Annotated in this window: 8 protein-coding genes; 3 read left to right on the plus strand and 5 right to left on the minus strand. The window is 51.5% G+C overall.

Features of this window, described 5'->3' with window-relative positions:
• Window positions 1-119 precede the first annotated feature (119 nt).
• The 3 genes from PORUE0001_RS05560 to PORUE0001_RS05570 are packed head-to-tail and all read left to right on the plus strand — an operon-like array spanning window position 120 to window position 6,538.
• Window positions 120-1,178, plus strand: a complete 1,059-nt coding sequence (locus PORUE0001_RS05560; RefSeq protein ID WP_198400681.1) for a restriction endonuclease subunit M — start codon at window positions 120-122, stop codon at window positions 1,176-1,178.
• A complete protein-coding gene (locus PORUE0001_RS05565; RefSeq protein ID WP_007365488.1) occupies window positions 1,175-5,104 on the plus strand; it encodes an Eco57I restriction-modification methylase domain-containing protein in 3,930 nt (1,309 codons plus the stop codon). The genes PORUE0001_RS05560 and PORUE0001_RS05565 overlap by 4 nt, the downstream gene beginning before the upstream one ends.
• Before the next feature lie 24 nt (window positions 5,105-5,128).
• Window positions 5,129-6,538: a KAP P-loop domain protein gene (locus tag PORUE0001_RS05570; protein ID WP_007365498.1), complete on the plus strand. Its 1,410-nt coding sequence runs from the start codon at window positions 5,129-5,131 to the stop codon at window positions 6,536-6,538.
• Between the two features lie 221 nt (window positions 6,539-6,759).
• On the opposite strand, the gene PORUE0001_RS05575 is transcribed toward PORUE0001_RS05570, so the two are convergent.
• The 5 genes from PORUE0001_RS05575 to thiC are packed head-to-tail and all read right to left on the minus strand — an operon-like array spanning window position 6,760 to window position 13,223.
• Entirely contained in the window at window positions 6,760-7,503 is a 744-nt protein-coding gene (locus tag PORUE0001_RS05575; protein WP_007365493.1) for a HesA/MoeB/ThiF family protein, read from the minus strand.
• The gene (gene thiH / locus PORUE0001_RS05580) at window positions 7,494-8,600 is read right to left on the minus strand and encodes a 2-iminoacetate synthase ThiH (RefSeq protein ID WP_007365462.1); all 1,107 of its coding nucleotides are present in this window, start codon (window positions 8,598-8,600) and stop codon (window positions 7,494-7,496) included. Before thiH ends, PORUE0001_RS05575 begins: the two co-directional genes overlap by 10 nt.
• Entirely contained in the window at window positions 8,600-9,382 is a 783-nt protein-coding gene (locus PORUE0001_RS05585) for a thiazole synthase (RefSeq protein WP_007365457.1), read from the minus strand. The genes thiH and PORUE0001_RS05585 overlap by 1 nt, the downstream gene beginning before the upstream one ends.
• Before the next feature lie 25 nt (window positions 9,383-9,407).
• Window positions 9,408-11,429, minus strand: a complete 2,022-nt coding sequence (gene thiE / locus PORUE0001_RS05590) for a thiamine phosphate synthase (RefSeq protein ID WP_007365507.1) — start codon at window positions 11,427-11,429, stop codon at window positions 9,408-9,410.
• Between the two features lie 21 nt (window positions 11,430-11,450).
• Complete coding sequence (thiC, locus tag PORUE0001_RS05595) at window positions 11,451-13,223, minus strand: phosphomethylpyrimidine synthase ThiC (protein ID WP_007365494.1); 1,773 nt, start codon at window positions 13,221-13,223, stop codon at window positions 11,451-11,453.
• Window positions 13,224-13,232: the final 9 nt, after the last annotated feature.

Consider the following 13,232-nt stretch of genomic DNA (forward strand, 5'->3'; position numbering starts at 1 on the left):
AGAAAATTCGTTTTCTATCGAGCTATCCGCAATTTCCTCCGTAGGCGACGAAAACTAGATCAGTTCGGACACGCTACTCTCTTCTTTTAATGTTATCTTTGCAGAGTAGTACGACAGCTATGGCACAAAATAAGATTGAGGTAGACATATTAGAGGACAAGCTCCCCACGTCTCTCCTAGAGATACTCCTGCAGGATCACACTACGGAGAAGAATATCTTTTGGGCTTGCAATGACTATGAGGAGCTCGGGGCGGGTTACGCCTTTTCCGACCCCATCACCCTAGGCTCTATCCGGGGGGAGCATGGGCGGGTCATCATGCCCCGTGTTATGAAGCATCGTGACCTGAAGCGACGTCGTACCAAGGAAAAGGCGGAGATATTTACCCCAGCGTGGGTCTGCAACCTACAGTGTAACTGTGGCGACGATGGGTACCTCGCTGAGGGGAGCAGCTTCAACTACAATCTAGATGCCGAGGGTCGTGAGTGGGAGGCTACGACTGAGCCTATTCGCTTTGCCGAGGGGGTGACGTGGCAGGACTATATCCTTAGGACCTGTATGGAGATCACCTGTGGCGAGGCCCCTTACTTGGCCAGTCGCTACGATGCAGTCACGGGTGAGACGATACCTATATACAAGCGCATCGGGCTCCTCGACCGCAAGCTACGTGTCGTCGGCGAAAACGTCTCAGACCGTGCCGACTGGCTCGTCTGGGTGACTAAGTCCTTCCAGAGTGTCTACGGCTACGAGTGGCAGGGGGACAATATCCTCCTAGCTCGTGAGAATATGCTCTACACCTTCATCGAGTACTATCGTGACCGCTGGGGCGAGGAGCCTACGCTGGAGGAGCAGACGGAGATCGCAGAGGTCATAGCGTGGAATATTTTCCAGATGGATGGTCTCAAGTTTGTCATCCCTAACTCCTGCCATGAAGAAGTGCAGCACTCAGGTCTATTCGAGGCAGATGTCAAGCGTGTCCCTTGTCCTGGCTGTAAGAAGAATGACCCGCTCCTGCACAACGGCATCTATGCCAAGATCAGAGATTGGCAGCAGGATGGAGTGCTTCACCTCGTCGATGTCTATCGCCAAGGCAAGGCACGCAATGAGCGTGAAGCAATGGAAGCTAAGAAGGCGGAGGCGGAGCAACGTCAATCAAAGCAACGTAAGAAGAAGCAATGAGTGAAGAACTGATTGATACGTTAATTATTGGGAGGGTAGAACCTTATATTTACGCTTTCTCGACGGAGAGTGTACCCAACTATCTCAAGGTTGGGGATACTTACCGACCAGTCTTACAACGGCTGGATGAGTGGAGACGCTACTTCCCCAATTTGCGTTCTCGCTATAGTGCCGTAGCTAAGGTCGATGAGGAGACCTACTTCCGAGACTTTGCGGTGCATCGCTATCTAGAGCATCAGTTACAGCGTAGTCGGTTGCGTCCGAGCGACCTGTCTGAGGAACTTTACTACTCGCGGGAGTTCTTTCGAGAAGCTACGGAGGAAGACCTGCGCCAAGCGATGGCAGACATTGAGCAATCTTATGAGCGTGGAGAGGGTCGGTATGATTTCTTCAAGTTTGAGGAGAGTCGTATTCCTGTGAAACACACCTATAAGCGTACAGAGAGCTTTGAACCACGACCAAACCAGCGGGAGACAATCGAGCGATTTAAGAAGGCCATATCACAAGGGCGTAGCAACCTGCTGATGTATGCGGTGATGCGCTTTGGTAAGAGCTTTACCTCGCTCTGCTGTGCGGTTGAGATGCAAGCGAAACTTGTCCTTGTGGTCTCTGCAAAGGCAGATGTCCGCGAGGAGTGGAAATGCTCAGTCGAGAGCCACGTGAAGTTTGCCGAGTACAGCTTCCTAGACAAAGACAAGCTCATGGAGAGTGAGACAGTTCTAGAGGATACGTTAGCTACAGGGCGTGCCGTAGTCTTCTTGACGCTACAAGACTTGATGGGTAGTGAGATCAAGCAGCGTCATCATGCACTCTTCGACCGTGAGATAGATCTCCTACTCATTGATGAGACTCACTATGGAGCTAGAGCCGCAGAGTATGGTCGTGTTCTGAAGCTCAACAAGAGAGAGCTCAAACAGGAGACTTACGAGCTGGACAGTGCTGAGCAGTACGATGATTGTACAGAGCTAAAGCAACTGCGTAGCCGTGTCCGTATTCACCTATCGGGGACTCCTTATCGCATCTTGATGGGGAGTGAGTTTGAGGCGGAAGATATTATCGCCTTCTACCAGTTCTCAGACATTGTCGAGGAGCAGGCAGAGTGGGACCGTGAGCATATACTCTCGGATGAGGTGAAAGAGTGGGACAATCCCTACTACGGCTTCCCCCAGATGGTGCGCTTTGCCTTCCTACCTAATGAAAGCTCGCTACGTGTTATGGAGACATTGCGGGCAGACGGCTATGAGATGGGTCTGTCAGAGCTCTTTCGTCCTCGCTCTATCTTGCGAGACAATAAGGAGGGACGGCACCGCCTATTCGTCCACGAGGATGAGATCTTGGAGTTTTTACAGGCGATTGATGGCGTGCAGAAGGATGCGCATCTATTGCCTTTCCTTGATTTGGAGCAGATCAAGCGAGGGCAGATGTGTAGGCATCTCGTTTTCGTCTTACCCTACAGAGCTTCGTGCGATGCCATGGAGCATCTATTGACGGAGTATAAAGAACTCTTCCGCAATCTATCTGACTACACCATAGTCAATATAGCTGGTGTCGATGATCCCAAGCGATATTGTAGCACCGAAGATGTCAAAGCTCAGATAGCTGACTGCGAGAGAAAGGGCGAGAAGAGTATCACCCTAACGGTCAATCGTATGCTAACGGGTAGCACCATCCCTGAGTGGGATACGATGCTCTATCTCAAGGATTGTGCCTCGCCACAAGAGTACGACCAGGCTATCTTCCGACTTCAGAATCAGTACATACGGACGCTGACGACAGAGGATGGCTCGGAGCAGGTCAAGTACAATATGAAGCCTCAGACGCTTTTGGTAGACTTTGACCCGCAGCGGATGTTTCGCCTACAGGAGCAACGAGCGCAGATCTACAATGTCAATACGGATCAAGCTGGCAATAAGAAGCTTCAGGAGCGCATTGAGACGGAGCTACGCCACTCGCCGATAGCTACAATCGGAGCCGAAGGCTTACAGCGTGTAGAGGCTAGTGACATAATGGATTCCGTGCGCTCCTACAGTGCTGAGCGCAGTGTGATGGATGAGGCTACCGAGATACCGATAGACTATACGCTACTGGCTGACGAGCGGATGCGCTCTGTCATCTCGCAGCTGAATCCGATAGATGCCTCTAAGGGAATAGAGATACAGGCGGTCACGGGCGAGGAGAGCGAACTAGAGCTAGAGACACATGACACGCCTAAGGGAGGCGGTGCTACCTCTACGCAGGTAGCTCCCTCCGCAGAGACTGATGAAGGTCGCTTGCTGGGCAAGCAGTTGGCGACTTACTATGCGCAGATACTCTTTTACGCTTTTCTGACAGAGACTCCAGTCTCCTCGCTAGAGGATCTGATAGCTTCGATCAGTCAGGGTGCAGACAATAAGCGCATAGCACGCAATGTGGGGTTACAAGCCTCTATCCTACAGATCATACAGACCGTGAGCAATCCTTTTGTCTTGCGAGCTCTGGACTATAAGATTGCGAATATCAACACGCTGATGAGTGACACGTCGCTTATCCCGAGTGAGCGTGTAGCTGTGGCGATGAAGAAGTTCGGACGACTCTCCTCATCGGAGATAGTCACGCCACAGGCTGTCGCACTAGAGATGATCGATGCGCTAGACGAAGGTGTCATCACGTCAGAGACACGTATATTAGACATAGCGTCCAAGCAGGGCGAGTTTACCAGAGCTTTGGTCAGCAGGTTTGGCATGGCAGTCGGACGCAATGTCTATGCTCTCCCCACCTCCACGGTGAGTTACGAGTTTACCCTCAAGGTCTATCGTCTCCTCGGATTAGACACCGACCATGTCATTTCAGACTTTACGACCTATGATATCCTTGATAAAGAAAAGAAAGACAGAATCATGCAGCAACTCATAGATATGAACTTCGAGATAGTAATTGGAAATCCTCCATACCAAGAGTCAGATGGAGGAGCGGGAGCAAGCTCTAAACCAATTTATCAAGAGTTTGTGTATGCTTCCAATGAAGTCGCAAAGTCGCATTCAGTAATGATTATGCCCGCTCGTTGGTATACAGGAGGAAAAGGTCTAGACCAATTTCGAGAGGATATGCTTACAGATAAGCATATAAAACTCCTCTACGACTATCAACGTCCTGACGAAGTCTTCCCAAACACAAACAATCGTGGTGGGGTTTGCTTTGTTGTTAGGGATCGTCGCTTCGATAACTCCAAGGGGCAAACGACAATTGTATCTAATTATGGAGGAGGAAAAACGTCTATGCAGCATCGTAGCTTAAAAACGAAAGGGCTGAAGATTTTCATCCGCCATCAAGAGTCTATAACTATTCTAACTAAGGTGACGAAGCATCCTGATTTTAGTTCTATAGCCAATTACATTTCATCTCGAAAGCCGTTTGGTATAGAAGGAAATGTTGTTGAGGATAACAGCCTATTTAAGAGACAACGGACAAAGAGCAACCCTATTTTGTGCTATGGTCGTTCTTCAGCGAGAGGGTATGTGCCTTTGTCGTTGGTAAAGACTAATGTAGATTGGATAGAAAGGTACAAAGTCTATATACCATATGCAAACAATATTGGCACTGAGCTTAGTGATGACAACTTGAATGCTTTTATAGGGGCACCAAACACTGTTTGTTCAGAGACTTTCCTAGCGGTAGGCGTTGACTTAAACTTATTAGAAAAAGAGGCAACCAACATAGTCTTGTACCTTAAGACTAAGATGGTTCGATTTTTACATAGTTTGAGTAAGTCAAGCCAACATGGTACGAGTAAGACTTATCGGTTCGTGCCACTGCAAGACTTCACCGCAGATTCTGACATCGACTGGAGTCAGTCGGTCACCGATATAGACCGTCAGCTCTACAAGAAGTATGCCCTCACCCCCGACGAAATAGCCTTCATCGAGGAGAAGGTTCGCCCTATGGTGTAATATGAACTATAAAAACTAGGTAATATGTACCAAATCCGAACAACAGATATAGAAATCCCAGTTGGAGACCCTTTCCGTAACTGTAAACTGGGACGTCAACAATATGCAGAGGTCTTGAAGACTTTGACGATAGGGAACAATAACGGTTGCGTGATCTCTCTAAATGGAGCTTGGGGAACAGGTAAGACTACTTTCATCCAGATGTTTAAGCAAATGATGAACAATGAAGGGTATCCTACGCTCTACTTCAATGCTTGGGAAACTGATTATATTTCAGACCCAATCATTGGACTAATAGGAGAACTGAAAAAGCTGGAAGGGAAAGGAACTAAATCTAGAGTTAAAGATATGGCTCAGAAAATAGGCCCTATTCTTGTCAAGAGAGCAATCCCCGAGTTTCTCAAACACGTTCTAAAAAAACATGCTGGAGAAGAATGTGCAGACATTCTTAAGGAAGTAGCAAAAGGAGGTGCAGAACTATTTGAAGCGGAGATCGAGAACTACGAAAACCAAAAGAAAAGCATTGAGGGGTTCAAAAAGGTATTAGGAGAGTACGTATCTACATTAGGTGAAAAGGCACCTCTCATCTTTATTGTAGATGAACTAGATCGATGTAATCCTCACTATGCTGTAATGGTCTTGGAGCGAATCAAGCACCTGTTCTCCATTCCTCAGATAGTATTTGTGCTAGCGATAGACAAGGAGCAACTTTGTAACTCTATCAAGGGGTATTATGGAAGTGATAGAATTGATGCGGCGGAGTATCTACGTCGATTTATAGATATAGAGTACACCTTGCCCAGTCCTGACTATAGAAGCTTTATCAAAGTGGAATTAGAAAGATTGGATTTCCAAGCTCTCTTCAAAGGAAGTCAGAAGATGAATACCTGGGAAGAGACTATTACTAGCATACTAGTATCCTTCGCGGAGAAGTCACATTTAAGTTTACGTCAGGTACAGAAAATGATGAACCAGGTTAGGTTAACATATTCTACGATAGATGTAAACAACGAGAACTATACCAATCGTGTTATCGCTCTTTTTCTACTAGTGTACATTAGATCTTTTCATAGTGAGGTATATGACCTAATTACGAAGAAAGAGGCTACGTTGCAAGAGGTTGCTAGTCAAATCGAAAGATGCTTGCCGTTGTCGCTATTCAATAAAGAAGCAGAGAGTAATCGTGCTCCAAAATCTTTGGCGCATGCTTTTACAGTTATCCTGCTCATGTACTCAAACGATGAAAATGGATACCCCAAATATTCATTGTTTGAAAAGAACGAAGAGGGCTTAAAGATCAAGTTCTCCGTTGAAAGATTTCATGAAGACGATATAGTCGAGGCTTTGAAGGTTTACGCTGGCATGCCAATTTATATAACCCTAGATTCTTTGATAAGTAAGGTAGAGCTGTACGACAATGTTCGAGTGAATTAATTCCACCTTTAGCCCACTAGAGTTTTCGTCTTGAAGATGACTCGCTTTAACCTATTCAACTTTCCCTTATGAAAGAACTTTGTGGAAGTTGTTAGTCCTGGTCGATACATTACAAAAATGCAAAGGATAGCTGGAAGTCACTCAGAGCAGTGAGATGCATAATTACTATTAGCTATGATGTACCTTTGTGGCTGGTAAATAATAGCTGGTGGTGGGTCGTGTCAGGCGAGGTCGAAGGTGTGCCACGAGCCGTGCCACAGGTCGACGGTGAGGAGTTTGCCGAGGAGGGCGGGCGTCTGCCCTAAGGCTAGCTGGAGCGTTTGGCTCGCTTGGATGCTGCCGATGACGCCAGCGGTGGCGCCGATGACGCCGGGCGGTACGGTCTTCTCTGCGCTGTGCGGCTCGCTGTACAGGTCGCGGTAACGCAGACTACTAGAGGGTGCAAAGATGGTGCATTGTCCCCTCCATCCTTCGATGGCTCCATGCACAAGTGGCTTGGCGGTGCTGCGGGTGTAGTCGTCTAGGAGGTAGCGTGTGGGGTAGTTGTCCGTAGCATCAACGATGATTTGGTAGTCGGCTAGTAAGGTCGCTACATTGGTCTCATTGAGTCGCTCGGTGATGGCCTCGATATGGAGGGTACTATTGAGCGCGATGAGACGCTTTTGCGCTTGGATAGCTTTGGGGTGTGCGAGGTCGGACTCACAGTAGAGGATCTGACGCTGGAGGTTGGACGGGGAGACGACATCGCAGTCGATGATGGCGATGCGCCCGATGCCTGCAGCTGTGAGGTAATAAAGTATAGGAGCCCCCAAGCCCCCAGCGCCAACGACCGCCACGCTCGTCTGAGCGAGGAGTCGCTGACCCTCGGGACCTATCTCGGGGAGCTGTAGCTGACGCTCGTATCGTGCGCTGTCAGCGATGCCCTTGTTGCCCGTATTGTTTTGGGGCGTGCGGGTTACATCCACTGGTCCCAGTCTTTCCAGATGACTTCGTATCCCTGTGCTTTGATAGCAGCGATCATCTCTTCGGGAGAGCGTGAGTCGTTGATAGAGAATTGCTCGAGCTCAGGATTAGGATCGACATAACCGCCAGGCTGTGTGCTACTGCCGGCACTCATAGAGTTGGCGCCGATGCGTACCGCCATATCTCTGAAGGCACTGCTCTCGCGTGTGGATAGCGAGATCTCGACCTCGGGGTCAAAGATGCGGTAAGCACAGATGAGCTGTACCATCTGACGGTCGTTGATCGGGTCTGCGGGCATGTAGGAGCCTACGTGTGGACGCAGACGGGGTAGCGAGATAGAGTACTTGGTCTGCCAGTGGTGGCTCTCTAGATAGTCTAGGTGTAGCGCGGTGAAGAAAGCGTCCGTGCGCCAGTTGTCTAGTCCTAGGAGAGCACCGATACCGACCTTGCGAAAGCCTGCCTCAGCGGCTCTGTCGGGCGTCTCTAAGCGGAAACGGTAGTTAGCCTTGAGCCCCTTGGGGTGAAAGCGTGGGTAGCTCTCCTCGTTGTAGGTCTCCTGGTAGACGCAGACGTAGTGAGCGCCCGCCTCGACGAGAACTTTGTAATCCTCGACAGACATAGGCTGTACCTCGATCGATATTTGCGCAAACATGGGGCGGATGAGCTCGATGACCTGACGGTAGTAGTCGACGCCAGCATGCTTGGGCGACTCGCCAGCCACGAGAAGGATATGGGTGAAGCCCATGTCGGCAATAGCTTTTGCCTCAGCCTGCACCTCCTCCATGGTGAGTACCTTGCGGACGATCTTGTTCTCCTGATTGAACCCACAGTAGACGCAGTGGTTGTGGCAATAGTTAGAGAGGTAGAGAGGCTCGTACATGCGTATGGTTTTGCCAAAACGCTCGATGCTGAGCTGCTGTGCTTTGGTCGCCATAGCGTCTAGGTAAGCATCTCCTGCGGGGGAGATGAGCGCCTTGAAGTCGCGTAGAGTAGGCGTAGCTGTGGCGATGGCGTGCTCTACATCTTGAGCAGTAAAGGTGTCAAACTCAGCACACTCCTGCTCCCAATTGTACTGCTGCTTATAATCGTAGAATGTCATTAGTCAAAGAATCCTTGGAGTGGTGAAGTGGCGGTGGCAGTCATATCGGTAGCGGGCTGGTGCAGTCCCATCTCGTAAGCTGAGCGACCAGCCTCGACAGCTTTTCTAAAGGCGATGGCCATAGCTACTGGGTCGGCAGCGGTGGAGATGGCGGTATTGACGAGTACCGCATCGGCTCCTAGCTCCATAGCCTCGGCAGCGTGCGAGGGACGACCGATACCAGCGTCTACAACTACGGGAACGGTGCTCTCAGCGATGATGATGCGTAGCATGTCTCTCGTGGTGAGTCCCATATTGCTGCCGATCGGAGCGCCAAGGGGCATGACGCAAGGTGCACCGACCTCCTCGAGTCGCTTACAGAGTACGGGGTCTGCCTGTATGTATGGCATGACGATGAAGCCCTCCTTGACGAGTTGCTCGGTGGCGCGGAGCGTCTCCATAGCATCGGGGAGAAGGTACTTGGGATCGGGGTGTACCTCTAGTTTGATCCAGTTGGTCTGTAACGCCTCACGGGCTAACTGTGCTGCGTAGACCGCTTCGTCGGCAGTGCGTGCGCCAGAGGTGTTGGGTAGGATGATGACATTGGGGCGTGTGATGCTCTCAATGAGTGTGTCGTGGAGGCCTGCAGAGGTCTCTACTCGGCGAAGCGCGACAGTGATAAGCTCGCTGCCAGAAGCGTCGAGTGCGTCTGACATTAGTTGATTGTTGGCAAATTTGCCAGTTCCGATGAAGAGGCGCGAGGTGAAGTCGTGGTCTCCGATTTTCAATGACTTAGTCTGCATGTGTATAGTAGATTAGAATGTATGTCTAATTAGGAAAGCTTGATGTGTCACGCAGTAACTGCGATACGGTATGGCCCATATCGGTGGCGTGCTCGATGGCACCGCTCACGGCGATGCCGTCAATGTCTTTGTTGCTAAAGAGAGTCTCAGCATCTTCTGGTCGTATGCCTCCGATAGCTACAATCTGAGGAACGATGAACTGTCGGTTCGTCTCTTTGACTTGCTGAGCTATCTGCGAGATACCCTCTAAGCCTAGGATGGGAGCGAGGAGTGCTTTGGTCTGTGTGTCTCGATAGGGACCCACACCGATGTAGTCAATGTTGGCCGCCAAGGCACGAGGTAGGTCGTCAAGACTATTGACCGTATAGCCGATGATGTACTCATCGCCTAGGATACGCCGCGCCTCTTGTGGAGGGCAGTCTCGCTTGCCGAGGTGAACCCCGTCAGCGTCTACAGCGATGGTGGCGATGATGTCGTCGTCGATGAGCAAGCAGGCATCGTAGCAATCGGTCAGCCTGCGGAGGCGCAGTCCCATCTCGATGCGCTCTTCGGTGGTCGCCTCCTTGAGTCGTAGCTGCACCCAGCGCCCGCCCGCCTCAAGGTATTGGGATACCTTATTATATAGTCTGTCGGGGTCCGACTCGTTGGTCACGTACTGTAGATCAAAGTCAAAGTACAGATGCTGCTTCTTCCGACTTCCTCTAAATATCTTGGGACAAAGTAGCTGTCGCTCGGGGAGGTTGGGTTGCCCCGCAAAGATAGTGGCGAGGTAGTGGCAAGCACGCTGCACGGAGCTAACGAGGCTGTACTCCATAGCCCAGTAGCTGGCGATTGCTGCGGAGAGCATACAGCCAGTCCCGTGGATTGACTTGTCGTAGCGATGCGTGTAGTAGGGGTGGATGCCGTCGCTAGTGATCAGTTGGTTGACCACAAGATGTGGCGAAGTGGTGTCGTGTCCACCCTTTAGTAGAATAGCCACATCGTGCTTCTGAGCAATGCGCTGGAGCTCTGCGGGATCGTCTGTACCGAAGAGTGCCTGAGCCTCGGGCTTATTGGGCGTGACAAGGCTTACTTCATTCAGTAGGGTAGCGAGCTTGTCCTGCTCCTCTGTCCAAAGGTTGGGTTGCGTCACCTCTGTTGCTGTGGGTTGGAGGATAGGGTCCCATATGATTCGCTTGACGCCTAGCGCCTTCATCTGCGCAACGATATGTACCGCCTGCTGTAAGTCTTGCACCATACCGAGCTTAGCCACGGTGACGGGGTGGTCGGTGAGGAGCGTCGTTAGCGATGCCTGTAGTTGGTCGGACGGAGTGGCGGTAGTGGAGACGAAGCGGTGCAGGCTTTGTGCCGTGAGCGTAGAAATAACGCTGTAGCACTGCACGCTCAGATCATTTGCGATGCGGGTGTCTACGCTGATGCCAGCTCCCGATGTGGGGTCGTGACCCGCAACGGTTAGGATGGCGGGCAATTGGTACTGAGCTAGTCGCTCTGGCAGTTGTTTCCACGGTTGCGACCAGATGTCTCCCAGCACAGCGACCCCAGCGTAGCCAGCCTTTGCGACAGCCTCTTGCTTTTCGGGGGTGATGCCTCCAAGCGCGTAGACGGGGTAAGGAAGTTTGATCAATGCCTCACGACACGAAAGTAACGCAGGGTTGCCCTGATAGCCCTCTTTGCTAATGCTATCAAAGAGCGGGCTGAGCAAAGCGTAGTGTGGTGTGAAAGGTAACTCCTGTAGCTCTTGGATCGAATGGGCACCGACCGCTATCGTCTGGTGAGGAGCGAGAGGGATATTCCTCCACTCCGCCACGCGACGATAGGGTAGGTAGACGCCCGCCACGTCATACTCCGCCAGTAGCGCATAGTGGTCACACAGCACGACATGCTGGTGGTAGGCGGGCTCTAGACTGTCTAAGACTTTTCTAAAGTCCGCCTCAGAAGCTCCTGGCATGCGCAGATGTACCTTACAGATGCAACTACTTGCGACATCAATGATATCGCCAGCTACATCTTCTACAAGCTGACGTTCGGGCGGCGTGATAACGATCATAGAGCGTCTGGCGGTTACTGATTACTTGTCGTCCTCAATGCGCTTCTGTAGCTGACGACTCGCACGCATCGAGCAGAAGTGCTCACCACACATCGAGCAGAAGTGTGCCTCCTTGTGTCCCTCAGCGGGTAGCGTCTCGTCGTGATACTGGAGTGCTGTCTCGCTGTCAAGTGCTAGGTGGAACTGATCCTTCCAGCGGAACTCATAGCGCGCCTTGCTCATAGCGTAGTCACGGTAGTAAGCGCCTGGGTGTCCCTTGGCAAGGTCGGCTGCGTGGGCTGCCAGCTTGAAGGTGACGACACCCTCCTTGACATCGTCCTTGTTGGGTAGACCCAGGTGCTCCTTGCGGGTCACGTAGCATAGCATCGCTGTGCCACGCCACGCAATCATAGCACCACCGATGGCACTGGTGATGTGGTCATAGCCTGGAGCAATGTCGGTGACCAACGGGCCGAGTGTGTAGAAGGGAGCTTCGTTGCAAAGGTCTAGCTGCAAGTCCATATTCTCCTTGATGCGCTGCATAGGCACGTGACCAGGACCCTCGATGAGTACCTGAACGCAATGCTTGTCCGCAATACGAGATAGCTCGCCCAGTGTACGTAGCTCGGCAAACTGCGCCTCATCGTTGGCATCGGCGATAGAGCCAGGACGCAAACCGTCACCAATACTGATACCTACGTCGTAGCGAGCGCAGATCTGACAGATCTCGTCAAAGTGCTCATAGAGGAAGCTCTCACGCTTGTGCGTCGTACACCAGTTCGCCATAATCGCACCACCGCGAGAGACGATGCCCGTGAGGCGCTTCATCGTCAGCGGGATGAACTGCCAGCGTAAGCCAGCATGGATGGTGAAGTAGTCGACACCCTGCTCAGCCTGCTCGATGAGCGTGTCTCGGTAAAGCTCCCACGTAAGCTTGTCTGCCTGTCCCTTGACTTTTTCCAAAGCTTGGTATAGAGGCACGGTGCCTACGGGTACTGGCGAATTGCGAATGATCCACTCTCTCGTCTCGTGGATGTTGCGCCCCGTGGAGAGGTCCATGATGGTGTCAGCACCCCAGCGGATAGCCCAGACCGCCTTCTCAACTTCCTCCTGGATAGAGGAGGTGATGGGCGAGTTACCAATGTTGGCATTGATCTTGACGAGGAAGTTGCGCCCGATGATCATCGGTTCGCTCTCGGGGTGGTTGATGTTGTTGGGGAGGATAGCTCGTCCAGCAGCGATCTCGTCACGAACGAACTCTGGGGTGATGCGCTCAGGGATATTAGCTCCAAAGCTCTCGCCCAGATGCTGCGGGTACTGCTCTCGGATCTCGTCGATGAGCTGGTTCTCACGGATAGCGACATACTCCATCTCGGGGGTGATGATTCCCTGACGTGCGTAGTATAGCTGCGTGACCGGATGCTCCTCGGTGCCTACGAGTGGCTGGTCGTTGAGATGGGCAAAGCGCAGATGATCCAGCGAAGTGTCTTGTCTCCGCTTGCGACCATACTCCGAGCTCTGCTCAGATAGTCTCGTCGTGTCGCCACGCTCCTCAATCCACTGCTGACGTATCTTAGGTAGCCCTTGGTGTGGATCGACATGATAGTCGGGATCGGTGTAGGGTCCCGAGGTATCGTAGACCACTACCGAGCCGTTGTTGTGCCGTACGCCCTCCTCGTCAATGGTGTCAGAGAGTGCGATGCGACGCATCGGCACGCGAATGTCGGGGCGAGAGCCAGTGACATATATCTTAGTAGAGCCAGGGAGCGGTCCCTGAGAGATGTTTAGATTGTCCGTTTGATCTTTTTGCTTCATAGAGTAAAG

This window comes from Porphyromonas uenonis 60-3 (assembly GCF_000174775.1).
GTDB classification, from domain to species: Bacteria; Bacteroidota; Bacteroidia; order Bacteroidales; family Porphyromonadaceae; genus Porphyromonas; species Porphyromonas uenonis_A.